Below are 24,700 nucleotides of genomic sequence, written 5' to 3' on the forward strand. Positions count from 1 at the left end.
ATGGCTGAGGTAACGAACATTCCCAATCCCGGCCACACATCGTCATGGTATGCGGCCTCCGCCAATGTCAAAACCGTGCGGCCGACGCTCGAAGGCGCGCTAGACGCTGATGTCTGCATCATCGGCGGTGGCTTTACCGGCATTTCCGCCGCGCTGGAACTCAGTGAGCGCGGCTATTCCGTCATCGTTCTGGAAGGCGTCCGCGTCGGCTTCGGCGCTTCGGGCCGCAATGGCGGCCAGATCGTCAACGGCTATAGCCGCGATCTCGAGACCATCGCTGGCCGCTATGGGCATGACAAGGCGGTGAAACTCGGCGAAATGTCGCTTGAAGGCGGCGCGATCATCCGCAACCGCATCGCCAAATACGCCATCGATTGCGATCTGGTCGATGGCGGTTTCTTCGCCGCCTTCACGCCGAAACAGATCCGCGAGATGGAGGCTCACAAAACCCATTGGGAGAAACATGGCCATGGCGGGCTTGAAATGGTCTCGAAGGCGAATGTCGGCCAGTATGTGAAGACCGATCGATATGCCGGTGGCATGATCGACCGCTTCGGCGGGCATATTCACCCGCTCAATCTGGTACAGGGCGAAGCGGCGGCGGCGGAAAGCCTCGGTGCTCGCATATTCGAAAATTCGCGGGTCATTGCGGTGGAGCAGAGCGCAAACCCCGTGGTGCGCACGGCAACAGGCAGCGTCAAGACGAAATATGTCCTCGTCTGCGGCAACGCCTATCTCGGCAAACTCTTGCCGGAAATCGGCGACCGCATGATGCCGGTCTCAAGCCAGGTCATGGCGACGGAGCCGCTCGATGCCGATCTGATCGAGGCCCTTCTGCCCGCCAATTATTGCGTTGAGGATGCCAACTACATTCTCGATTATTACCGCCGGACCTCCGACAATCGCCTGCTCTATGGCGGCGGCATCGGTTACGGCGGCAGCGATCCGGCCGATCTGACGGGCGCGATCCGCCCGAACATGCTAAAAACCTTCCCGCAACTGGAAAAAACGAAAATCGACTTTGCCTGGAGCGGAAATTTCGCGCTGACCCTGACGCGCATTCCGCACATGGGCAGGCTATCGGACAATATCTATTTCTCGCATGGCGACAGCGGCCATGGTGTTACGACAACCCATCTGCTTGGCAAGATACTGGGCGAGGCCGTTGCCGGCCACGCCGAACGTTTCGATATCTGGAGTTCGCTGCCGAATTATCCGTTCCCCGGCGGCAAGACCTTCCGGGTGCCGCTGACCGTGCTTGGCGCATGGTGGTACGGCCTGCGCGACAGGCTCGGATTTTAGAACGTTACCGTCTTCAAACCGGAAAGTGCGTTATTCGCAATATCCTCCGGTGTGGCATCGATGCTGACGGTCACGACGCCCGGTTCGCCGGTCGGCACTTCCAGCGTGGCAAGCTGGGTCTGCAGCAGCGAAAGCGGCATGAAATGGCCCTTGCGCTCACCCATGCGCCGGCTGAGAAGCTCCAGGCTGCCATCCAGATAAACGAAAGCCAGCGGGCCGCCGGTGGCCTTGCGAAGGCGGTCGCGATAGATTTTCTTAAGCGCCGAGCAGGAAACGACGACACCATCGCTTTCGCTGCCCTTGCGCAGTTCCGCGCCGATCAGATCGAGCCAGGGCCAACGGTCTTCGTCCGTCAGCGGAATACCTTCGGACATTTTTTCGACATTGGATTTCGGGTGCAGCTTGTCGCCCTCTATGAAGGCAATGCCCAGTTTCTCCGCCACTGCTTCCGCGACTGTGGACTTGCCGGAGCCGCTCACTCCCATCACGACAATTGCCTGTGTCACCCGCACCTCGAATGTTTCTGTTTCGACCGTCAGCCCCTATCATGTGCGGCAGGCATCGGGAATATAAAAATGCGGGGGCTTGCACTGTGTCAGTGCCCGGTTTTGCGCGCCGCAGTCTTTTCCATGGCGGAAAAGGCCGCGTGAATCAGGATCGCCAGCGCCGCAACGATCAGCCCGCCCTGAAGAATGAAGGCCAGATTGTTGGATTGCAGGCCAGCAATGATCACTTCGCCGAGGGTGCGCGCCGCGACTGTCGAGCCGATGGTCGCGGTCGAAAGGCTGATGACCGCCGAAAGCCGGATGCCGGCGAGAATGGCTGGAAGGGCAAGCGGCAACTCCACTTTGACAAGGCGTTGCCAGCCGGTCATGCCGCTTCCTCTCGCGGCGTCCATCACCGTGGCCGGCAGGGTGGTCAGCCCGGTCAGCGTATTTTCGAACACCGGCAGAAGCGCATAAAGAAACAGGGCGATGAGCGTGGGTTTTTCGCCAAAACCCATCATCGGCACGGCCAGCGCCAGCACCGCCACCGGCGGAAATGTCTGGCCGATATTGACGATGCTGCGCGACAGCGGCAGGAAATCCGTCCCGAAGGGCCGGGTGACAAGCACCGCGAGCGCCCCCGCCGTGAGCGTGGCCAGTCCGGTCGCGATCGCAACGGTGGTCAGATGCGAGAGCGTCAGGGAAAAGAGGTTGGCCTGCGTGTAGATGGCCGGCGCATTGGCCTGCACGAAAGGGCGGAAGATCGGTGCGAAGATTTGCGGCGCGGCAAGAAAGATGATCAGCGCCAGCACCAGAAGCCCGAGAGAAAAAAATGAGAAGGCGTTTTTCATGGGGCGCCAGTGGCACGCTGGAGGAGAACGTCACGTCGCACCAGGCCGATGGGTCGCCCATCGTCTTTTATGACAGGCAAGACATCGCAGCCCGCCCATAACATGGCCGAAAGGGCATCGCGTTGGCTGGTGCCTTCGGTGAGAGGGGCACCTTCGGCACTTCCCGGCTCCACGATATCAGCGACGGAGAGAACCGAAAGCAGTTTCAGCGCGCGTTCGTTTTCGCCGATCATCGTGCGGACGAAATCTGTCGCCGGTTTCAGCACCAGCTCCGCCGGCGGGCAATCCTGCACGATGCGACCCTTGTCCATCACGGCAATGCGATCCGCCAGATGAAAAGCCTCGTCCATATCGTGCGTGACGAGAACGATGGTGACGCCGAGCTTCTTCTGGATATCGAGAAGGTCGTTCTGGGCCTTGGCGCGGATCACCGGGTCCAGCGCGCCGAAGGGTTCGTCCATCAGGAGAATGTTGGGCTCGGCGGCCAATGCACGGGCTACGCCGACACGTTGCTGCTGGCCGCCGGAAAGCTCATGCGGAAAACGATCCGCATAAAGTGCGGGATCAAGCTGGAAGAGTTGCATGAGTGCATCGATCTTGGCCTTTATGCGCTTGCGATCCCAGCCGATCAGCTGCGGAACAGTCGCAATATTTTCGGCCACCGTCCGGTGCGGAAAAAGGCCATGGCCCTGAATGGCGTAGCCGATCTGGCGGCGCAGCTTGAAGCCGGGTATGGCGCTGACATCCTCACCGTCGATACGGATCGTGCCGGAGGTGGGCTCCACCAGCCGGTTTATCATGCGCAGCAGGGTGGTTTTTCCCGAGCCGGAGGTGCCGACGATGACGGTGACGGTGCGCGGCGCGACAGTCAACGATACCTGATCAACGACGGCTGCATCGCCATATCGTTTCGTGATGGTGTCGATTTCGATCATGCCTTTTGCCTTCCGCCTGCGCTGAAGAGATTGCTGTCGATGAGGGCGTCGAGTGTTATCGCAGCGGCAAAGCCGAGAAGAACCGTCGGCACGGTGCCGAGCAGCACGAGGTCCATCGCCGTCTGTCCGATGCCCTGAAATACGAAAACGCCAAAGCCGCCGCCGCCGATCAGGGCGGCGATCGTCGCCAGGCCGATATTCTGCACCAGCACGATGCGGATGCCGGTGAGGATGACTGGCATGGCCAGCGGAAACTCCACCCGCAGCAGCCGTTGCACCGGCGTCATGCCAAGCCCGCGCGCCGCTTCCCGGACCGCCTGCGAAACACCGGAAAGACCAACCACCGTGTTGGAAACCACCGGCAGCAGCGAATAGAGAAACAGCGCCACGAAAGCGGGCGCCATGCCGATGCCGGCAATGCCGATTTTCGCGGCACCCGGCACAGTGGCCGCGATCCACCCGAGCGGGGCGATCAAAAGGCCGAAAAGCGCGATGGAGGGAATGGTCTGGACGATGTTGAGGCTGTTCAGTACGCCTGCGCGTAACCGCTCGACCTTGTAACAGAGTATCCCCAGGGGAATGCCCACTACGGTCGCCGCGATCAGCGAGCCGATGGCAAGTTCCACGTGCCGCAAAGCCTCGGTCCAGAATGTATCGGCCCGGCCGGTATATTCCTTGATGATGGAGAGGTCGTTCCAGAGGCCGCTTGTCAGCACGGCCGAGAGCGCGGCGATGGCCACCAGCAGCAACAAAATCCGGGCAGCGGGCTTCGGCTCAAGACGCGCAATGCAATCCGTGGCGAGCAGAGCCAGCCCGGCAAATATCAGCCAAAAACCGCTGCCAGGTGAAACGCGGGCAAAACCGTTACCCTCCGGCGTGAGGAAAGAAGCCGCCTGCCCGACGAAAACCGCCAGCGCCGCAAGACTGACCAGCGCGAATGCGAGTTTCAATCGCGTGGGAAAGCGGAAAAAGGCGATGAAGGCTGCAAGAAGAACGACGGTAGTGAGAACAGTTGCAGCCGAACCCGGAAGAGCTTCGAAGACCGTTCGTGTCTCGCCCTGAACGATCCGGTTGGCACGGAATGTCATGAAAGGCGACGCAAAAAGCGCATAAAGAAGCAGGCACGAAATCACCACGCCCACTTTGTCAGGCCATTTCGTCAAATCCTGCTCCCCTGTCTTCTCGCCCATGTACTCTAAATTGGGACGGGACCACGGGAACGCACCGGTTCCCGCAACCCGCTCCGGCGCCGCGAGCGGTTACTTGACGAAGCCGTTCTTTGTCAGAAAGTCGAGCGCCACGGTCTTGGCCTGTTCGCCGCCCACCTGAACGCGGGCGTTCAAATCCTGCAGCGTTGCCAGATCGAGTTTTTCGAACACCGGTTTCAGCAACTCTTCGATATTCGGGTGCTTTTTCAGAACCTCTTCGCGAATGATAGGCGCTGGCTGATAGACTGGCTGCACATGTTTGTCGTCCTCCAGCACCACAAGACCGGAGGGTGCGATGCCGCCATCCGTGCCATAGACCATGGCGGCATTGGCATTGTTGGTCTGGTTGGCGGCGGCGGCGATGGTGGCCGCGGTGTCGCCGCCGGAAAGCGTGATCAGCTGGTCAGGCTTCATGGTGAAGCCATAGGTGGTCTGAAATGCAGGGAGTGCGGCGGCGGAGTTGACGAATTCGGAAGACGCGGCAAGGACGACTTCGCCGCCATCGGCAACATATTTGCCGAAATCGGAAAGCGTCTTCAAATTGTTCTTTTCGGCGACATCCTTGCGCAGAGCAATCGCCCAAGTGTTGTTTGCCGGCGATGGCGTCAGCCAGACGATCTTGTTGGCATCGAAGTCGAGTGTTTTCGCCTCTTCATAGCCCTTGGCTGCATCTTTCCAGAGCGGATCGTCCGCCTTGGAGAAAAAGAACGCGGCGTTGCCGGTATATTCCGGGTAGATGTCGATTTCGCCCGCGGTGATCGCTTTTCGCACAACCGGCGTGGCGCCAAGCTGGATGCGATCCGTCGTTTCGATCTTGTTCTGGTTGAGGACGGCGAGGATGATGTTTCCGAGAACACCGCCTTCCGTGTCGATTTTCGACGACACGACCACCTGCGCCTGAGCGATGGAAACAGAAAGGGCAAGCGCAAGTCCGGCGCCCGTCAACGTCATCAAGCGGTTCATGAATGTTCCTCCGGTGGGTCAGCCTGCCGAACAGGCGAAAGATCGCCGCCGCAATTGCGGCAGAATATAAACGGGCGGGAGGAAAAATGGTTGCATGCCACCTGCGTTTTCGCGTCGATGGCTCCGGCTATACGCCGATGGTCAGGTTTCGCCGTCGCGCTTGCGTGCATCCTTGCCCATGACGAGCGGCATGAGAACGGAAAGAAACAGGAGTCTGACGACGTGGTGGGAGCCGACATAGGCGGTATCGGCATGCATCATCACCGCCATCGCCGCCATGGTCTCCAGGCCGCCCGGCGAATAGGCGATCATGACGGCATTCAGCGGAACGCCGGTCACGCCGGAAATCATCCAGGCAATGCTTCCGGCAATCAGCATCACGGCGATGGTAACGATGAAGCCCGCCAGAAAGCCTTTCCGCACGTCCATCAGTGAGACATTCGAAAAGCGCGTGCCGATAAGGCAGCCGATCAGCACATAGACGGGCAGGCTGAGCCAAGTGGGAACGCCGCCTTCGGTAAGGCCGGTAATGTGGGTGCCGATGGAAATGGCGACGCCGCCAAGCAGCAGCGCGGCCGGAAACTTCCAGCGCAGGAAAAGCCAGCCGGTCAGAAGCGATGCGCCGATGGTCAGCGCCAGCGTGAAAAGGCCCATTGGCGGGTTGGCCACAAGCGGTTCCGTGCTGACGAGATCGAAATATTCGACGATCAGCGGCACGGAAAGCGTCAGCGCCAGCACCCGCACGCTTTGCACGATGCTGACGGTCGCCAGGTCGCTTTTCGTCTCGGCGCCGAGGCTGATGATATAGCTGAGATGACCGGGAGAGGCGCCCAGCATCGCCGTTGTCCGGTCGTAACCGAAGCCGTAATGCAGGATCCAATAGGCGACATAGAGCATGATAACGACAGCGACGAGCACAACGACGAAGCTCAGGGGCCATGTTTTTGCCGCGTCGATCACGGAGGGCGTCACGCTCGTTCCCATGGAAATGCCGACGACGACGAAACAGGCATTGCGGATGAAGGCGGGAACGCCAAGCCTTACACCGGCCAGCCCCGTGATCGTCACGGCAAGCGCCGGGCCGGAAAGAAAAGGTGCCGGAATATCGATAAGGCTGGCGAGTAGCGCCCCTATGCTGCCGACGAGTGCGGTGAGCGCAAATGTATGGAATTCAGGCTTGATGATCATTGCGACGCTGATTGGTTGCTTGAAAAAGCTCGCGACCAAATGCGCCGCTTCCATTCGCGACGTCAACACGCAGGATCAAAAATATTACATTTCATGCGTATTCTATAAAAGAAAAGCCCGTGGCCTGAAGGACACGGGCTATGGCAATTGCCGATGCGGCAATGGGACGGTCAGGCAGCCGGAAGGGCGGCGATCTTCGGCATTTCCGTATCGAGGCCCAGCAGGAAGTTGATCTGGGGCCGCGCCTTGACGAGATCGTCGATCGAATATTCCGCCAGAACGTCGAAAAAGGCATTAAGCGCCTTGCGAAGCGCCGAATTGAGGCCGCAGCTATCCACAAGCGGACACTCCACAGCACCGTCCTCGAAGCATTCCGCCATGGCGAAGCTGTCTTCAGTCACTTTCACCACGTCGAACAGGCTGATCTTTTCGGCGGGTTTGCCAAGGCGCACGCCGCCGTTGCGACCACGCACGGTTTCCACCAGACCCGCCTTGTTGAGCGGCTGCAGGATTTTGAACAGGAACAGCTCCGAAACGCCATAGGCCTTGGCGATCTCGGGAATGCGGCTCAGATGGCCTTCATTGGCGGCGCAATACATCAACATGCGAACGGCATAGTTGGTCTGTTTGGTCAAGCGCATGCTGGTCTCCTAACTCTCAATGTGGAGTTATATAGTCTCTTTTTCAGTTTAGAACAATTCCAGAAACTGAAAAAACTGGCACCCATCCGATATTTCTCGAACAGCCTTGTTGACCGTCCGGATGATTCATGAACAAACAAGTCAAGAATCGGAATGTAATGGAGGCATTCATAATGGCAAGCTTGAAATCATACTTTTCCGCTGCCGTTTTTTCAGGGCTGACGATCCTTGTCGCCGCGCCTGTCGCTTTGGCTGAGGGGGAGGTTAACGTCTATTCTTATCGCCAGCCTGAATTGATCCAGCCGCTGCTCGATGCTTTCACGAAGGAAACCGGGATAGAGGCGAATGTGCTTTTTCTCGACAAGGGGCTGGTGGAACGCATTCAGGCCGAGGGCGTCAATTCGCCCGCGGATGTGCTGCTGACGGTCGATATCGCCCGTCTCGTCGAGGCTAAGGAGGGCAAGGTTACCCAGCCGGTCCTCAACGATCCCGTCATCGAAAAGGATATCCCCGCCAATCTGCGCGATCCCGAGGGCGAATGGTTTGGCCTCACCACGCGCGGCCGGGTGGTCTATGCGTCGAAGGAAAGGGTGACCCAGAAGGACATTACCTATGAGGAGCTTGCCGATCCGAAATGGAAGGGCAAGATCTGCATTCGCGACGGCCAGCATTCCTATAATATCGCGCTGATCGCCTCGATGATCGCCCATCACGGCGTCGATTATACCCGCACATGGCTGACCGGCCTGAAGAACAATCTTGCTCGCAAGCCTGACGGAACCGACCGCAGCCAGGCGAAATCGATCTTTTCCGGTGAATGCGATATCGCGCTCGGCAACACCTATTATGTCGGCTTGATGCTGACCAATGATCGCGAGCCGGAAGAAAAGGAATGGGCCGGATCGGTGCGGGTGATCTTCCCCAATGCGGGCGATCGCGGCACACATGTAAATATCTCCGGCATGGCGCTGACGAAATACGCCCCCAACAAAGACAATGCGCTGAAGCTTATGGAATTCCTGGCCTCGCGCGAGGCGCAGGAAATCTATGCCAAGCAGGTCTTCGAATATCCGGTGCTGCCCGGCGCGGAGCCATCCGATGTCGTGAAGGGCTTCGGCCCCATCAATCCGGACAAGCTGCCGCTGACGGACATAGCCGCCCATCGCAAGCAGGCGTCCGAACTGGTGGATGAAGTGGGTTTCAACGACGGCCCGACCAACTGATCCCGGCGCAGCCCTTACCGCCCAGCCGAAATCCAATAAAAAGCCCCGCTGTTTTCCAGCGGGGCTTTTGCTTGTGTACCGGCTTCCCGGCTTACTTCATTGTCGGCATCACGAATTCAGCGCCCGACTTGATACCCGACGGCCAGCGCGAGGTGATCGTCTTGGTCTTTGTCCAGAACTTGATCGAATCCGTCCCGTGCTGGTTGAGGTCGCCGAAGCTCGAAGCCTTCCAGCCGCCGAAGGAGTGATAGGCGAGCGGAACCGGGATCGGAACGTTGATGCCGATCATGCCGATGTTGATGCGGCTTGCGAAGTCGCGGGCGGCATCGCCGTCGCGGGTATAGATCGCGACGCCATTGCCATATTCATGCTTCATCGGCAGTTCCAGCGCGTCTTCGTAATTCTTGGCGCGAACGACGGAGAGAACCGGTCCGAAGATTTCCGTCTTGTAGATGTCCATGTCAGGAGTGACATGGTCGAACAGGCAGCCGCCGACAAAATAGCCGTCTTCATAACCCTGCAGCTTGAAGTCGCGGCCATCGACCAGAAGCTTTGCGCCCTGTTCGACACCGCTGTCGATCAGACCCTTGACACGCGTCTGCGCTTCCTTGGTGACAAGCGGACCCATATCGGCCTTGTCATCGGTATAGGGGCCAATCTTCAGCGCCTCGATCTGCGGGATGAGCTTTTCAACGAGGCGATTTGCCGTTTCTTCGCCAACCGGAACCGCAACGGAAACCGCCATGCAACGCTCGCCGGCGGAACCGTAACCTGCGCCCATCAAGGCGTTTACCGCCTGGTCGAGATCGGCATCCGGCATGATGATCATGTGGTTCTTCGCACCGCCGAAGCACTGCGCGCGCTTGCCGTTCATGGCGGCCGTGCCATAGACATAGCGGGCGATCGGCGTCGAACCGACGAAGGAGACCGCGCCGATATCGGGATCGGTCAGGATGGCGTCGACGGCGCCCTTGTCACCGTTGACGACGTTCAGGATGCCGGCCGGAAGACCGGCTTCGATCATCAGTTCGGCAAGACGGATCGGCAGCGACGGGTCGCGCTCGGAAGGCTTGAGGATGAAGGCGTTGCCGCAGGCAATTGCCGGCGCGAACATCCACATCGGGATCATGCCGGGGAAGTTGAACGGCGTAATGCCCGCGCCGATGCCAACCGGCTGGCGGATCGAATACATGTCAATCGCAGGGCCGGCACCCTCGGTGAATTCGCCCTTCTGCAGATGCGGAATGCCGCAGACGAATTCGCAGACTTCGAGGCCGCGCACGATATCGCCCTTGGAATCTTCAACGGTCTTACCATGCTCGCTGGAGAGCAGCACCGCCAGCTCGTTCATGTCGCGGTTCAGAAGTTCGACGAACTTGAAGAAAACGCGGGCGCGACGCTGCGGGTTGGTGGCGGCCCATTTCGGCTGTGCCGCTTTTGCGCTCTCAACAGCGCCGCGAAGCTCGGCATCGCTCGCAAGCGCGACAGTCGCCTGAACTTCGCCGGTGGCCGGGTTGTAGACATTGGATGTGCGACCGCTGGTGCCGGGCACATGCTTGCCATTAATGAAATGACCGATTTCCTTCATGGGTTTTCCTCCAGAATGTGATGGCGCAGCATTACCTTTCGATTTGCACAAATCAATCGCCTGAAATAAGCATCCATTGTGCAAAAATAGACACAAGGAGGGTGCCATGAACTGGGATGATGTGCGTTTGTTTCTAAGCGTGGCGCGAAGCGGCCAGTTTCTTTCGGCGGCGAGAAAGCTCGGTGTGAACCACGCCACCCTCAGCCGCCGTATTTCCGCGTTGGAAGCGGCCATCGGCACACAGCTCTTCCTGAGAAGCACCAATGGCTGCGAGTTGACGGAAGAGGGCCAGCGCCTTCTTGCCGGGGCCGAGCGCATGGAAACCGAAATGCTGAATGCCCAGGCAAATCTCGGCCGCGTCGATACGGCGGTGGCGGGAACGGTGCGCATCGGCGCGCCGGATGGTCTCGGCGTTTCCTTCCTCGCGCCGCGGCTTGGCCGGCTGACGGCGCGTTATCCCGATCTTAAAATCCAGCTCGTGCCGGTGCCACGCTCTTTCTCTCTGTCGCAGCGCGAGGCCGATATAGCCATCACCATCGAAAGGCCGGAGCAGGGCAGGCTGATGTTTTCGAAGCTCACCGATTATTCGCTGGGCCTCTATGCCTCGGCGGATTATCTGGCCGATTACGGAACGCCTGATGATGTCGAGGCACTGAAGCGCCACCGGCGGATCGGCTACGTTGAGGACCTGATCTTTTCGCCTTCACTGAACTTTACCGGTGAGATCATGCGCGACTGGGACGCCGCCTTTGAAATCTCCAGCGCGACCGGGCAGACCGAGGCGGTGCGTTCCGGTGCGGGCATCGGCATCCTGCACAATTACATCGCCGGGCAATATCCCGAACTGCTGAGGATCATGCCGCACCTCACCATCAGCCGGTCCTACTGGACGGCCTATCACGAATCCGCCCGTCAACTGGTCCGCGTCCGCACGGTGGTCGATTTTCTCCAGGAACTGGTGGCCGAAGAACGGCGAATCTTCACCTGACATCCAACACGCCGAGATTATTAGTACTATTAATTATTCCGGCCCGGCAGTTCGGGGCTTGACAAAGGATGGCTGGCTGGACGACCAATGCAGCCATTGGGAGAGATCGGAACTGACATGTCTATGATACGTAAGCTTTCGCCGACTGGCCTCGGCGTGGCCGTCATGCTGTTTGGAATGCTGCTTTTCGCACTGAACGACGCCATGGGGAAATGGCTCGTAGCCACCTATAGCCAGGGTCAGGTGATCCTCATTCGTAGTGCGGCGGCGCTTATTATCCTCGTTCCGATCGTCTGGCGTGCCGGCCTCTCCGGCCTTGTCAGAATTGAACGTCCCGGCCTTCAGTTTGCGCGCGTTTTCTTTTCCACCGCAGAGCTTTTCTGTTTCTATTTCGCGGTCGCGGCCCTCCCGCTCGCCGATGTCATGACCTATTGGCTTGCCGCCCCAATCTATGTGGCGGCGCTCTCGCCGTTTCTGCTCGGAGAAAAAGTGGGCTGGCGTCGCTGGACGGCCATTGCCATCGGTTTTGTCGGCGTTCTCATTGCGCTCAAACCCAGTTCGGCAAGCCTCACCTCCGCAGCATTGTTTTCGATCCTCGGCAGCGCCGCCTTTGCCTTCATGATGTTGTCTGGCCGCCAGCTGCGCAATACGCCGGATACGGTGCTTGCCTTCTGGCAGATCATCGGTGCGGCGCTTGCGGGCATTGTCGCGGTATTCCTCACGCCATCGGGATGGCTGCCGGTTCAGTCCAGTTTCGATCTCGCCTTCCTCGGTCTGCTCGGTGTCGTCGCCATGACGGCGCATGTGCTCGTCAATCGGGCGCTTAAACTTGCCGATGCCGCCACCGTCGCGCCGCTGCAATATACGCTGTTGCTCTGGGCGGTGATTTTCGGCTGGCTGTTCTTCGGCGATGTGCCGCAGACGAGTATCGTCGTCGGCGCGGGTCTGATCGTTCTTTCCGGCCTTTATATCTTCTTCCGCGAAAATACTCTCAAACGCCGCCGCGAAACCGCTGAAGACCTGGCCGCAGAGCAGGTTTGATCTTTCTCACAGCCTCGATCACGATCACGGGACTTGACGAAGGCGTGATCTTCAGGGAGTAAGAAAGAGCCCTGCGATGATTTGTCTCGCAACGGCAGAGGAAACAAAGGTGCCGGGCCCCTCTGGCGAGAGTTTTACGGCGCTCTCGCGATGTCGGTACCGCCTGCAAAAATTGGCCGGCGGATTAAAAACTATGAAAAACCTGAATGTGCTTCGCGCGCGTGCTTTCTGCGTGCGGCCTGACGCCCTGCGTCGGCCCCTGAACGCCCTCTTTATGGGAGGCGACCGGACATGAGCGCTGCCCAGAAAAACACGCTTACCTACTTCAAGTGGGCATTTATCGTCACCGTGGTCGGTTTGATCCTCGGCGGTTATCTCGGTTGGGAAATGACCGGTACGGTCGGCGGCACGGCGACGATCTTCTTCATCTGCGTCGTGCTGGCGGTGCTGGAAATCTCACTTTCCTTCGACAACGCCATCGTCAACGCCAATAAACTCAAGGATATGACACCGGTCTGGCAGCATCGCTTCCTGACCTGGGGTATCCTGATTGCCGTTTTCGGCATGCGTATCGTCTTCCCGCTGCTCATCGTGGTCGTCGCGGCCAATGTCGGCCCGTGGACGGCGATCGTCATGGCGGCCACTCAGCCGGAACGTTACGCGGAAATCATGCGTGACGCCCATCTGCCGATTGCGGCTTTCGGCGGCACCTTCCTGATGATGGTTGGTCTCAACTTCTTCTTCGACCATGAAAAGGACGTGCACTGGGTGCGCTGGATCGAGGAAAAGGCTGCAACCTATTCCTCCGTGAAGGGCATCGAGATTGCCTTCGTGCTGGTCGTCATGCTGATCTTTTCCCGCATCATCGGTGCTAGCGACAATCCGGAACTTGGTCCGGTCGCGGCCAACACCTTCTTCCATTCGGCGATCTGGGGTCTTTTGACCTTCCTGCTGGTGGAAGTCGTCGGCGGCATTCTCGACCGCAGCCAGGAAATGCTGGAAGGCGCGGCGAAAGGTGGCTTCGGTGCGTTTCTTTATCTCGAAGTGCTGGATGCCAGCTTCTCCTTCGATGGCGTTATCGGCGCTTTTGCGCTGACGCAGAATCTCTTCATCATCGCCATCGGCCTCGGTATCGGCGCCATGTATGTGCGTTCGATGACCATCATGCTGGTGGAGAAGGGAACCCTGGCGGAATATCGCTATCTGGAGCACGGCGCCTTTTATGCAATCCTCATCCTGTCCGTCATCATGTACGTGCAGACCATGGTGCATATTCCGGAGGTCATCACGGGCCTTGGCGGCGCTGGCCTGATCGGTATCTCGCTCTGGTCGTCGATCCGTTATAACCGGCGACAGAATGTCGATGCGGTCGATTCCGCCCGCGGCGCGGAGATCTGAGCCGCAATTAGCCATGCCTTCCGCTGTTGCGGCGGAAGGCAGTTTTTAAGCATTGAATTATTTTTTGCCTGTTTTTGTTGCTATTTGTCCTTTGCGAAAAATTTCGCCACAAGGCGGAGTTCCTGCCTTAAGTTACTGTTTTTACGATTATTTGTGTGCTGCATCAAAACTGGCACGCTTCCTGCATCTCATTCTGCAAGTCCAGAGGGGACATCATGGCTCGAAAACGGGTCAACAAATACCGCCGCGCCGCGCGATCTTTCTGATCTGCGCCGTGCGGCGGTTCTGTTTGTGCGGGATGGTTCTTGAGTTTTCCGTTCGGTTGAATGAAAACGATAAGATAACGACTGGAAGGGTCACGGTTTGCCTGCAGAATTGTCGCCCACGGAGGCCCTGGGTCTCTGGCATCGTGTATCCACGGCGCAGGTCATTGCCGATCAGCCGGATTTGACCTTGCGTCAAACCGCCATCCTGCTGCAGATTTATCTCGTGCCGCCGCCGCACACCGTGCGGGGTCTCGCCGCCATGCTGGGTGTGACCAAACCGGTCATTACCCGCGCCCTCGACAGTCTGGGTGCTCTTGGACTGGTCGACCGTGTTCGGGATGAGCGGGACAAGCGCAATGTCGTGATAAAACGCACACTAGCCGGTGCGCTTTATCTGGAAAAATTCGGCGATCTGATTATTGATCAGGCGCGCAAGATTTAACCCCTGGATGTGAAACCCATGATGCTCGACCGCCGCCTGAATGTCTTCCGCTCCGATCTCGCCGATGAAAAGCTGCAGGGTGTGGTGCAGGCCGAACGTTTTGTCAGCGGCTCGCCCGCGCAGATCGCGGTGCCGGTTGTTGGCCTGCGGCCCACGCCGGACGTTGCCGCCGGCATCGATACCGAGCTGCTGTCTGGCGAAACCATCCGTATTTTCGAGCACGCGAATGGCTGGGCATGGGTGCAGGCGGATGCAGATGGTTATGCCGGCTATGTGCCGGAAACGGCGATTGGCGATGTCGTTGTCGCCACCCATCGGGTGATTGCACCGCGCACGTTTCTCTATCCAGCCGCTGAATTGCGCAAACCGCCGGTCGCAGCGCTGTCCATGGGCAGTCTCATCCGCATCGTCGGCGAGGCGGAGACACGCGGCACCCGTTACCTGCTGACCGAAAAGGGCGAAGGCATCATCGCCGCCCATTGCCGCGCCCTGGATGCGGCGCTTGAGGAAGATTATGTGGCGGTGGCCCTGCGCTTTATCGAGACCCCCTATCTCTGGGGCGGCCGTTCCGGCTTCGGTATCGATTGTTCCGGCCTCGTGCAGCTTTCCATGGCCATGGCGGGCCGGCGGGTTCTGCGCGATACCGACATGCAGGTGAAGTCGCTCGGCGTCGAAATAGAGCGGGATGAATTGCGCCGCGGCGATCTCGTCTTCTGGAAGGGCCATGTCGGCCTCATGGAAAACGAGGAAATTCTGCTGCATGCCAATGGCCATACGATGAATGTCGCACGCGAAAATCTCGATGCGGCCATAGAGCGTATCGGCTGGCTGTACGAAAAGCCGACAGCTTTCCGCCGCCTGGAAGACTGAAAAGGCGGCTTTCACGAAATTGTTCCTGTGAGGCCCTTTGTGCGAGAGCCGCCGACAGCCTACATCGGTTGGATGATGGTTCGGGACCGGCATCGATGAAGACAAGAACGGCGACACGATTGGCAGCGATCCTCGCGGCGGTTTTGCTGAGCGCGTCGGCGCAGGCGCAGACTGTTTTCCAGAACGGTTTTGCCCCCGCGCCGGATGCCTATGCAAACCTGCCCGGCGTCAAGGATCCGCGCACGCTGCAGCCAAAGGTCCGTTACAATTGCCACAGCGCTCTTGGCTCGACCGGATATTCGCGCGGCCCCTACCGGAATGTTTTCGGCAGCCGTGGACTTCCCGTTCAGGGTTACCGTTGCACCGATGAAAACGGAATTTCCAGTTTCGGCGGCAGAAACCCGGTTTCCAAGGACTGGTATCCCGGCATAAACCCCGTAGACCCGACCTTCTGAGGCGGCATCGCTCCAGCAGCGGACCGAAAACCCCATTGCGCTCTTCGGAAAATCGATGCGCGGGCGGTGGCGGCGGGCATTTGCCTGGCCGGTGCTCTGGACTTGTTGTCGCTTTTTCAGATAAATCTTCCGCATGACAGGTTGATACCTGCCGGGGTGCGGAGTGACATCGGCTATTCTGACCTTTGGCCGATATTGGGGAATGCGAGTATGACGAAGACCGATATAGCCACCCGTGTCCATAATCATACCTGGAAACTCGACCCTATCGTCCGCAGCCTGATCGATACGGATTTCTACAAGCTCTTGATGTTGCAGATGATCTGGAAGCTCTATCCGGAAGTCGATGCGACGTTTTCGCTGATCAACCGCACGAAGACGGTGCGGCTGGCGGAAGAAATCGACGAGATGGAGCTGCGCGAACAGCTCGATCATGCACGCACCCTGCGTCTTTCCAAAAAGGAAAACATCTGGCTTGCGGGTAACACGTTTTACGGCCGCTCGCAGATTTTCGAGCCGGAATTTCTCTCCTGGCTGTCCAGCTATCAATTGCCGGAATATGAGCTTTTCAAGCGCGACGGGCAATATGAGCTGAATTTTCATGGCCGCTGGATGGATACGACGCTGTGGGAAATCCCGGCGCTCGCCATCATCAACGAGTTGCGCTCGCGCAGCGCCATGCGTTCGCTCGGTTATTTCACGCTCGATGTGCTTTACGCCCGCGCAAAGGCCAAGATGTGGGAGAAGGTCGAGCGTCTGCGGGAACTGCCGGGCCTGCGCATTTCCGATTTCGGCACCCGCCGCCGCCACAGCTTCCTTTGGCAACGCTGGTGCGTCGAAGCGCTGAAGGAAGGCATCGGGCCCGCCTTTACCGGTACGAGTAACGTCCTGCTCGCCATGGATTCCGATCTCGAAGCCGTGGGCACGAACGCGCATGAACTGCCGATGGTGGTCGCGGCGCTGGCGCAGACGGATGAGGAGCTGGCTGCAGCACCCTATCAGGTTCTGAAGGACTGGAACCGGCTTTATGGCGGCAACCTGCTGATCGTGCTGCCGGATGCCTTCGGCACGGCGGCTTTCCTGCGCAACGCGCCGGAATGGGTGGCAGACTGGACGGGTTTCCGTCCCGACAGCGCCCCGCCGATCGAAGGCGGCGAAAAGATCATCGAGTGGTGGCAGAAGATGGGCCGCGATCCGCGCAAGAAGATGCTGATCTTCTCAGACGGTCTCGATGTCGACGCCATCATCGATACCTACAGGCATTTCGAAGGCCGCGTTCGTATGAGCTTCGGCTGGGGCACCAACCTCACCAATGATTTTGCCGGTTGCGCGCCAAAAACCATCGCCAGCCTCAAGCCGATTTCCATCGTCTGCAAGGTGAGCGACGCCAATGGCCGGCCGGCGGTGAAGCTCTCGGACAATCCGCAAAAGGCTACCGGCGACCCGGCCGAAGTGGAGCGCTACCTGAAGTTCTTCGGCGAAGAAGACCACAAGGAACAGAAGGTTCTGGTTTGAAGCTTTTCCAGTAAAAGTGGAGCCCGGTTTTTATCCGGAAATGCTCTGAATTGAGAACGGGCGCTCCGCTCCGGTTGAGGAAGCGCCCGTGAAAGCCTGAACTTATCAGCAGATTACTTCGCGAACTGATGTGCGATGTAATGGAAGAGTGCGCGGATACCCTGCGCTTCCCCACCGATCGATGAGTGATGCCTCTCGCTCAGAGACCAGCCGTAAATATCGAAATGCGCCCAGCGCCTGGTATTGGTGACGAAACGCTTAAGGAACAGGGCGGCGGTGATCGATCCGCCCATGCCGCCCGAAGGCGCGTTGGTGATATCGGCTGCGCGTGAGCGGATATCCTTGTCGTAGCCCATATAGAGCGGCATGCGCCACAGCGGATCGTCCGTATCGATGCTGGCTTCCGCGATATCATGCGCCAAATCCTCATCATCGGTGTAGAACGGCGGCAGATCCGGGCCGAGCGCGACGCGTGCGGCACCCGTCAGCGTCGCCATATCGATCATCAGGTCCGGCGCATCTTCGTCCGCATAGGCCAGCGCATCCGCCAGAACGAGACGACCCTCTGCATCGGTATTGTCGATCTGGACCGTCAGCCCCTTGCGGCTCCTATAGATATCGCCGGGGCGGAAGGCATTGGCGGAAATGGAGTTTTCGACCGCGGGCACGAGAACGCGCAGATCGACCGGCAGCTTCGCATCCATGATCATCAGCGCAAGGCCGAGCACATTGGCGGCCCCACCCATATCCTTCTTCATCAACGCCATGGAAGCCGCAGGCTTGATGTCGAGACCGCCGGTGTCGAAGCACACACCCTTGCCCACCAGTGTCAGCCGCGGATTGCCCTTCTTGCCCCAGTTCATCTCCAGAAGCCGCGGTGCGCTTTCGCTGGCCCGACCAACGGCATGGATCAGCGGGAAGTTTTCCTTGAGCAGATCATCGCCGGTGGTGACCTTCACCTTCGCCTTGTAATGGGCGGCAAGCGCGCGAAAGGCAATCTCAAGCTCATCCGGCCCCATGTCGTTGGCTGGAACATTGATGAGGTCGCGCGCGAGGAAAACGCCGGCCAGAACGCGCTTGATCTCGCCGTCTTCCGCATCCTGCGGAATAAGGAGCTTTGCCCCGTTCGTCTTGGTGGTCTTGTATTTGTCGAAGCGGTAGCTGCCGAGACCGAAACCGAGAGCGAGGCGATTGGCCGTCAGGGGTGCGGTCTCGATGTGCCATTCGCCTTCCGGCAGCTCACGGGCGAGTTTCCCGGTGATGAAGGGGATTTCCGAGGGATTGCCGCCGAGGCCGAGAAGCACGCCGCCCAGCGAACCATCGGCGGAAGGAACGAGGAGGATGGCGCCTGCCTCCGCCTTGAACCCCGCCTTCTTCGCCCAGTCCAGAGCGACAGGATCGATGGCGCCCTGTTCGATATGGGCCGGTGTGACGGCGAAAACCGGCAATGTGCTGCCGGCCTTGGAGCTGAAAGGGGTCGGGCGTTCGATGAACTGATAGGGCGCCATTGTATGCTTCCGTAAATGTCGAGAATCGGTGCGATTAACGCTCTGTTAGGGTTAACAGATTATTGCTTAAGCGAAAGTTGCGTCATGTGAGTCTGTCGTGTGTCGGGCGCAAGATCGATCATTCTTGGGCGGGGGCGCTGCCATGACTGCATTTTCTTTGGGCGAGACAGGCCGGACAGGGTTGCTGCGGGGAGCATGTCTTGCCGCATTGGTTCTTGCGGTTTCAGGATGCGCGAGCACTAACAAGCCCGATCGCATGTCCACCGGCTCCATTCCTGCCGCCACCCGCTCCTATGATCACATGAACATGGAGCAGCTTCGGCAGGCGGAGGAGAGCGCCGGCAAAGCCTATGAACGCAGCCCCAAGGATAAATCGGTCGGCATGAATTATGCCAGCGTGCTGATGATGACCGGCAAGAACACACAGGCTCTCGCCGTCATGCAGCAGATCGCCATCGCCAATCCGGCCGACCGCGATGTCCTTGCCGCCTATGGCAAATCGCAGGCCGCCGCCGGCCAGCTGGAACAGGCGCTTTCGACCATCCAGCGTGCACAGACGCCGGACAGGCCCGACTGGCGGCTTTATTCCGCCGAGGGCGCCGTGCTCGATCAGCTTGGACGCTCGAACGAGGCGCGTTCCCGCTACAGGCAGGCGCTTGACCTGAAGCCGAACGACCCGAGCGTGTTGTCCAACCTCGGCATGTCCTATGTCCTGTCGAGCGATCCGCGCACTGCCGAAACATATCTGCAATCCGCCATCGCCCAGCCGGGCGCCGATAGCCGCGTTCGCCAGAACCTTGCGCTTGTGGTCGGTCTACAGGGCCGCTTTGCCGAAGCCGAGCGCATCGCGGTTCAGGAACTCTCGCCACAGCAGGCACAGGCAAACCTCACCTATCTGCGTGCCATGCTTTCGCAGCAGAACTCCTGGCAGCAACTGGCGAAAAAGGACGGCAAGCCGGCTGGTTGATGTGTTCGAGCATCCGGCCGGCTGACAGGCAATCGTTCTACAGTATTTTCTTTTGTCAGAATGTGTCCAGAACGCGGATGATAGCCGGTCCGAGAATGACTGCTATCAGTACCGGCAGGAAAAATACGATCATCGGCACAGTCAGTTTCGGTGGCAGCGCGGCAGCCTTTTTTTCGGCTTCGTTCATGCGTTCGTCGCGGCCTTCCTGTGCGAGAACGCGAAGCGCCTGGGCGAGCGGTGTGCCGTATCGCTCCGCCTGAATAAGCGCCTGTACCACGCTCTTGACGGTTTCGAGCTGGGTACGCGTGCCAAAATTCTCAAGAGCGACACGCCTGTCCTGAAGAAAGGATAGTTCCGCTGTCGTCAGCATCATTTCTTCTGCCAGTTCGGGTGACTGCTCGCCTACTTCTTCCGCCACACGGCGCATGGCAGCTTCCATGGATACGCCGGATTCGATGCAGATCAGCATGAGGTCAAGCGCGTCCGGCCAGGCCCGCTTGATGGATGCCTGCCGCTTCGTCATGCGATTCGATACGTAAATATTGGGAGCGTAAAAACCGATATAACCGAAAAGAAGCACAGCCATTAGCCGGATGATAAACGCTTTGTCGGCGAGGTTTCCGAGAACGAAGATCCAAGTGAAGGCGATGGCCAGAAAAATGAACGGCAAGACGAACCGTGCGGCAAGGAACGTGTTGAACGCGTTTTGTGAACGAAGCCCGGCCGCCCGCAGCTTGTTCATTGTGTTCTTGTCGGCCAGCGCTTCCTGCAGATTGAATTTCTCGACGATGCGGCGGGCCGATTTGTTATTGTTGCCCCGCAGGGAGGTTTTGCCGTCTCTCGCAACAGTCGCCATACGATCGCGCTCGCGGCTACGGATGAGATCGCGTTCCGATGACACCGCTTTCATGCGCTTGGCGAAATCTTTCCGCTCAAAAACCGGCATGATGAGGGTATAGAAGGTCGCGAAAACAGCAAGCGTTACAAGAACGGCGATGATCGTTTGTGGGTCAGTCAGGCGAGAAAGAAGATTTCCTGTCATACTGCGACCTCAGATATCGAAATTAATCATTTGGCGCATGATGAATATTCCGATCAGCATCCACATCGCGGATGCTCCGAGAATAATGTGGCCGCGCAAGTCGGTGAAGAGTACCGACAGATAGTCAGGCGATGTGAAATGCACCAGCAGCATGACGACGAATGGTAGCGAGCCGATGATGACTGCTGAGGCCTTCGCTTCCATCGAAAGAGCATTCACCTTGGCGCGCATCTTCTTGCGGTCACGCAAAACTTTTGAAAGATTGGACAACGCTTCCGAGAGGTTGCCGCCGGCCTGCGCCTGAATATTGATGACAGTGCTGAAGAAGCTTACCTCAAAAAGCGGCATGGTCAGCATCATGCGTTCGATCCCCTGCGGAATTCCAATGCCAACCTGTTGGGCATCGACGACGCGCTGAAACTCCGTTTTCACCGGCTCCTGACCATCCGACGCGATTAGCCGCACGGCGTCGTTCAGCGGCAATCCGGATTTGATCGACCGGCACATGACGTCCAACGCATTCGGAAACTCTTCAAGAAATTTTCTCTGTCTGCGCTTGAGAACAAACGCCAGCGCCCACCGCGGTACGCCCAGCGCCACAACAACTCCTATTAGCAGAGCGAGAAGCGACGACAGGCCGTACAGAAGGGCCATGAGGGCGGAAAAAACAGCAGCGCCAACGCTTAACAGATGGAACTGCCGAGCGGAAAGCACCAGCCCCGCCTGAACCAGCTTGTCGCGCAGGCCGATGTTCTTCGCTTTTCTCGCCTTTTCATTTTGTTTTTTTTCCATTTCCCGCAGGTTGTCCTGCATGGATTTGCGGCGCTTGCTGAGTTCCTGGACGCGGTCTCGTGCAGCTTTGATGTTTGTATGATCCGTCTCTGCCGCCTGTACCCGCTTGAAGCGGCTTGTGGTCTTTTTCTCGACCTCTATCTGCTGGAAAAGAAAGACGTAGGCGAGTGCTCCTGCCGAGATGGCGACAAGTACGGCCAGTAACACTATTGTCGGGTCCATGGCAGTCGCTTTCCCTTAGGATGTCTTTTCCATCTCATCGAGCGCGGCTGCCAGGCGTTTCTCTTCGCCGTAATAGCGTGCACGATCCCAGAAATTGGGCTTGCTGATGCCGGTCGATACGTGCCTGCCGATCAGCTTGCCGTTCGCATCTTCGCCTTCGATCTCGTATCGCATCAGATCCTGGGTGACGATGACGTCGCCTTCCATACCGATCACTTCCGTAATCTGGGTTATCCGGCGTGAGCCGTCACGCAGACGCGCTGCCTGAATGACGACATCGATCGATCCCGAAATGATTTCACGCACGGTCTTGGCCGGCAGGGTGAAGCCGCCCATGGCGATCATCGATTCGATTCGGCTGAGGCATTCGCGTGGCGTATTGGCGTGCAGCGTTCCCATCGAACCGTCGTGGCCGGTGTTCATGGCCTGGAGAAGGTCGAAAACTTCCGGTCCGCGCACTTCCCCGACGATGATGCGTTCGGGCCGCATGCGAAGGCAGTTCTTGACCAGATCGCGCATGGTGATCTCGCCTTCCCCTTCGATATTGGGCGGACGCGTTTCGAGCCTCACCACATGGGGCTGCTGAAGTTGAAGTTCGGCGGTGTCTTCACAGGTGATGACGCGTTCATCCCTGTCGATGAAGCTCGTCAGGCAGTTAAGAAGCGTCGTCTTACCCGAGCCGGTGCCGCCCGAGATAACGACATTGCAGCGGACGCGACCGATGATCTTGAGTAATGTAGCGCCTTCCGGCGTGATCGCTCCGAAACGTACGAGCTGGTCGAGTGTCAGCTTGTCCTTCTTGAATTTTCGGATCGTCAGCGCCGGACCGTCGATTGCAAGCGGCGGAGCAATGACGTTGACGCGCGATCCATCCGGAAGGCGGGCGTCGCATATCGGGCTCGACTCATCCACGCGTCGGCCGACCTGGCTGACGATGCGCTGGCAGATGGAAAGCAACTGCGCATTGTCACGAAAACGGATATCGGATTCGATGGTCTTGCCGCCGACTTCGATGAAGGTCTGGCCGGAACCGTTGACCATGATATCGGCAATGTCGTCGCGTGCCAGAAGCGGCTCCAGCGGCCCGTAACCAAGTACGTCGTTGCAGATATCTTCGAGCAGCTCTTCCTGCTCGGCAATCGACATGGCGAAATTCTTGATCGTGATAATGTCGTTGACGATATCGCGAATTTCCTCGCGCGCGCTTTCCGCGTCGAGCTTGGCTAGCTGCGAAAGGTCGATCGTATCGATAAGTGCGGAAAATACTTGGCTCTTGGTATTGTAGTAGTCTTCCGTGCGGGCGCGTTTTCTCTGCGCGAGCGGTGCGTTTGCAGCTGCCTGACGCATTGCCGGTGATTGGCCGGGTTCAAGAGTGTCAATTGCAGCAGAACGAGGTTCAGGCGCTGTCGTCACCTGCATGGGCGCAGGTGCAGCAAGATCCGGCTTCGTGCTTCTGGCTGGGCTTTCAGGCCCGCGTTTTCCGAACATCGGCGTTTCCGTCTAAGGACGCAGGCAGAAGACCTACTTGCGCTTGAGAATATTTTTCAGTTTTTCCAGACCGCCGCGCCTGCTTTTGCGCAGCACGGAGCGGCCTGTGATGGTATGCGCGATTTGCGAAAAGGTTTCCGCCGTCTGGGATTTTTCATCCATCTCGCTGATCATGCGTCCGCTATTGGCGGCATTTCCGAACAATTGTGCGTCGAATGGGATAATCGCAATCGGCTCGATTTCCAGCGGCTCAAGGAAGTCCGCCGGCGCGATTTCCGGGCGCTTGGGCATGCCGACCTGATTGAGAACGAGATGCGGCAATTTATCGTTGGGTCTCAGCTTGATCAGTGCGTCGAAGAGATTCTTCGTATTGCGCAGATTTGCGAGATCGGGAACCGCCGTTATGACCACCTCATCGGCTTCCGCAAGGACTGCCCGCGTCCAGTCGCACCATTGGTGGGGAAGATCGAGAACCGCAACCGGGGCACTGCGCTGCAAAACCTCGAGGATCGGCAGAAAGGCCTGACGATCGAGATCATAGGTTCTGTCGAGAAGAGACGGTGCCGCCAAAAGCGACAGATGATCGGAACATTTCGTCAAGAGACGGTCGAGAAATACCTCGTCCAGCCGCTCCGGCGAAAAGACCGCTTCAGCCATGCCCTGGGCAGGGTCCTGATCGAAATCGATATTCGCCGTTCCGTAGGCAAGGTCCATATCCGCCAGAATGGTTTCGGTGGAGAAAAGGCTAGAAATGCCGAAGGCGCAATTATGCGCGATGGTGGACGAGCCTACGCCGCCCTTGGCGCCAATGAAGGCGATGTTGCGACCCAGCGGCTCCGCTTCCGGATCGACGAAGATCGCGGCGATCGAAGCCAGGAGATCGGCCATATTGACCGGGGCTACGAGATATTCGGAAATGCCGTTGCGGATAAGATCGCGATAGAGCGTTATATCGTTGTGCCGGCCGACGATGATGACACGGGTGGAAGGATCGCAAACCTCCGCCAGGGGCGCGAGATCGTCCAGCAGCGAGGCGGGTGAGCTTGCTGTTTCGAGAACGATGAGATTGGGCGTGGGCGATGTGGAAAACATCGTGGCTGCCGCATTGATATCGCCCTTGGTCACCCGCAGGGTGACCTTGCTCATGCGCCGGTCGCTGGACAATGTGTCCATGACGCCTTGCATATTGTCGCTGACGCAGAAAGCGTGAACGGAAATGCGGGGCAGGGGCCGCAGGTGGTCCATATCCGAAGCGCGCACGGGCGGCTCGGCTTCTGAGCCGCCACTTGGCTTGATATCGTATTCTACAGCGCTCATCGTAG

At 58.6% G+C, this 24,700-nt stretch carries 23 protein-coding genes; 10 read left to right on the forward strand and 13 right to left on the reverse strand.

The annotated features are described in order from the left end of the window. The gene (locus F3H58_RS15325) at nt 1-1,302 is read left to right on the forward strand and encodes an NAD(P)/FAD-dependent oxidoreductase (protein ID WP_188128936.1); all 1,302 of its coding nucleotides are present in this window, start codon (nt 1-3) and stop codon (nt 1,300-1,302) included. On the opposite strand, the gene F3H58_RS15330 is transcribed toward F3H58_RS15325, so the two are convergent. The 7 genes from F3H58_RS15330 to rirA form a co-directional block, all read right to left on the reverse strand. Continuing rightward, on the reverse strand, nt 1,299-1,787 hold the full coding sequence (locus F3H58_RS15330) for a gluconokinase (RefSeq protein ID WP_162520591.1): 489 nt from the start codon (nt 1,785-1,787) through the stop codon (nt 1,299-1,301). The two genes, F3H58_RS15325 and F3H58_RS15330, sit on opposite strands and share 4 nt — an antisense overlap. A 110-nt stretch (nt 1,788-1,897) precedes the next feature. Then, on the reverse strand, nt 1,898-2,638 hold the full coding sequence (locus F3H58_RS15335; RefSeq protein ID WP_149742781.1) for an ABC transporter permease: 741 nt from the start codon (nt 2,636-2,638) through the stop codon (nt 1,898-1,900). Further along, nucleotides 2,635-3,573 (reverse strand): ABC transporter ATP-binding protein, encoded by a 939-nt coding sequence (locus F3H58_RS15340; RefSeq protein ID WP_149742782.1) that lies wholly within the window; start codon nt 3,571-3,573, stop codon nt 2,635-2,637. Before F3H58_RS15340 ends, F3H58_RS15335 begins: the two co-directional genes overlap by 4 nt. Continuing rightward, nucleotides 3,570-4,736 carry an ABC transporter permease gene (locus F3H58_RS15345; protein ID WP_188128937.1) on the reverse strand — a complete coding sequence of 389 codons (1,167 nt, stop codon included), beginning with the start codon at nt 4,734-4,736 and terminating at the stop codon, nt 3,570-3,572. The genes F3H58_RS15340 and F3H58_RS15345 overlap by 4 nt, the downstream gene beginning before the upstream one ends. A 96-nt stretch (nt 4,737-4,832) precedes the next feature. Continuing rightward, nucleotides 4,833-5,744 (reverse strand): glycine betaine ABC transporter substrate-binding protein OsmF, encoded by a 912-nt coding sequence (osmF, locus tag F3H58_RS15350; protein ID WP_149742783.1) that lies wholly within the window; start codon nt 5,742-5,744, stop codon nt 4,833-4,835. A gap of 141 nt (nt 5,745-5,885) precedes the next feature. After that, nucleotides 5,886-6,932: an AbrB family transcriptional regulator gene (locus F3H58_RS15355; protein ID WP_149742784.1), complete on the reverse strand. Its 1,047-nt coding sequence runs from the start codon at nt 6,930-6,932 to the stop codon at nt 5,886-5,888. Between the two features lie 170 nt (nt 6,933-7,102). After that, a complete protein-coding gene (gene rirA / locus F3H58_RS15360; RefSeq protein ID WP_059759126.1) occupies nt 7,103-7,573 on the reverse strand; it encodes an iron-responsive transcriptional regulator RirA in 471 nt (156 codons plus the stop codon). A gap of 173 nt (nt 7,574-7,746) precedes the next feature. On the opposite strand from rirA, the gene F3H58_RS15365 reads away from it, so the two are divergent. Continuing rightward, nucleotides 7,747-8,796 carry a Fe(3+) ABC transporter substrate-binding protein gene (locus F3H58_RS15365; protein WP_035264601.1) on the forward strand — a complete coding sequence of 350 codons (1,050 nt, stop codon included), beginning with the start codon at nt 7,747-7,749 and terminating at the stop codon, nt 8,794-8,796. Between the two features lie 91 nt (nt 8,797-8,887). On the opposite strand, the gene F3H58_RS15370 is transcribed toward F3H58_RS15365, so the two are convergent. Then, complete coding sequence (locus F3H58_RS15370; protein WP_149742785.1) at nt 8,888-10,384, reverse strand: CoA-acylating methylmalonate-semialdehyde dehydrogenase; 1,497 nt, start codon at nt 10,382-10,384, stop codon at nt 8,888-8,890. A gap of 106 nt (nt 10,385-10,490) precedes the next feature. Between F3H58_RS15370 and F3H58_RS15375 the strand changes: the two genes are divergently transcribed. From F3H58_RS15375 to pncB, 7 genes are all read left to right on the forward strand, one after another. Further along, the gene (locus F3H58_RS15375) at nt 10,491-11,372 is read left to right on the forward strand and encodes a LysR family transcriptional regulator (protein WP_080855785.1); all 882 of its coding nucleotides are present in this window, start codon (nt 10,491-10,493) and stop codon (nt 11,370-11,372) included. Between the two features lie 123 nt (nt 11,373-11,495). Further along, a complete protein-coding gene (locus tag F3H58_RS15380; protein ID WP_149742876.1) occupies nt 11,496-12,413 on the forward strand; it encodes a DMT family transporter in 918 nt (305 codons plus the stop codon). 291 nt (nt 12,414-12,704) lie between these two features. After that, nucleotides 12,705-13,811, forward strand: coding sequence for a DUF475 domain-containing protein (locus F3H58_RS15385; RefSeq protein ID WP_149742786.1), 1,107 nt, complete (start codon nt 12,705-12,707; stop codon nt 13,809-13,811). Nucleotides 13,812-14,174: 363 nt separating this feature from the next. After that, nucleotides 14,175-14,519, forward strand: a complete 345-nt coding sequence (locus F3H58_RS15390) for a MarR family winged helix-turn-helix transcriptional regulator (protein ID WP_149742787.1) — start codon at nt 14,175-14,177, stop codon at nt 14,517-14,519. An 18-nt stretch (nt 14,520-14,537) separates the two neighbouring features. Continuing rightward, on the forward strand, nt 14,538-15,389 hold the full coding sequence (locus F3H58_RS15395) for a C40 family peptidase (RefSeq protein WP_149742788.1): 852 nt from the start codon (nt 14,538-14,540) through the stop codon (nt 15,387-15,389). Nucleotides 15,390-15,484: 95 nt separating this feature from the next. Continuing rightward, nucleotides 15,485-15,844, forward strand: coding sequence for a hypothetical protein (locus tag F3H58_RS15400; protein WP_078051538.1), 360 nt, complete (start codon nt 15,485-15,487; stop codon nt 15,842-15,844). Nucleotides 15,845-16,054: 210 nt separating this feature from the next. After that, nucleotides 16,055-17,359 (forward strand): nicotinate phosphoribosyltransferase, encoded by a 1,305-nt coding sequence (gene pncB, locus F3H58_RS15405; RefSeq protein ID WP_065654709.1) that lies wholly within the window; start codon nt 16,055-16,057, stop codon nt 17,357-17,359. A gap of 113 nt (nt 17,360-17,472) precedes the next feature. Here pncB and F3H58_RS15410 read toward each other — a convergent pair whose 3' ends face one another. Next, nucleotides 17,473-18,867, reverse strand: coding sequence for a leucyl aminopeptidase family protein (locus tag F3H58_RS15410; RefSeq protein WP_149742789.1), 1,395 nt, complete (start codon nt 18,865-18,867; stop codon nt 17,473-17,475). 142 nt (nt 18,868-19,009) lie between these two features. Here F3H58_RS15410 and F3H58_RS15415 point away from each other — a divergent pair, with 142 nt between their 5' ends. Next, on the forward strand, nt 19,010-19,834 hold the full coding sequence (locus F3H58_RS15415; protein WP_035240392.1) for a tetratricopeptide repeat protein: 825 nt from the start codon (nt 19,010-19,012) through the stop codon (nt 19,832-19,834). A gap of 55 nt (nt 19,835-19,889) precedes the next feature. Here the strand turns inward: F3H58_RS15415 and F3H58_RS15420 are convergent, their stop codons facing one another. The 4 genes from F3H58_RS15420 to F3H58_RS15435 are packed head-to-tail and all read right to left on the reverse strand — an operon-like array spanning nt 19,890 to nt 24,695. Continuing rightward, complete coding sequence (locus F3H58_RS15420; RefSeq protein ID WP_149742790.1) at nt 19,890-20,876, reverse strand: type II secretion system F family protein; 987 nt, start codon at nt 20,874-20,876, stop codon at nt 19,890-19,892. Nucleotides 20,877-20,885: 9 nt separating this feature from the next. Beyond that, on the reverse strand, nt 20,886-21,890 hold the full coding sequence (locus F3H58_RS15425; RefSeq protein WP_149742791.1) for a type II secretion system F family protein: 1,005 nt from the start codon (nt 21,888-21,890) through the stop codon (nt 20,886-20,888). Nucleotides 21,891-21,905: 15 nt separating this feature from the next. Beyond that, complete coding sequence (locus F3H58_RS15430) at nt 21,906-23,378, reverse strand: TadA family conjugal transfer-associated ATPase (protein ID WP_149742792.1); 1,473 nt, start codon at nt 23,376-23,378, stop codon at nt 21,906-21,908. A gap of 33 nt (nt 23,379-23,411) precedes the next feature. Then, nucleotides 23,412-24,695, reverse strand: coding sequence for a CpaE/TadZ family protein (locus F3H58_RS15435; RefSeq protein WP_149742793.1), 1,284 nt, complete (start codon nt 24,693-24,695; stop codon nt 23,412-23,414). Nucleotides 24,696-24,700: the final 5 nt, after the last annotated feature.

It is taken from the genome of Rhizobium sp. NFACC06-2, assembly GCF_900101425.1.
GTDB classification, from domain to species: Bacteria; Pseudomonadota; Alphaproteobacteria; order Rhizobiales; family Rhizobiaceae; genus Agrobacterium; species Agrobacterium leguminum.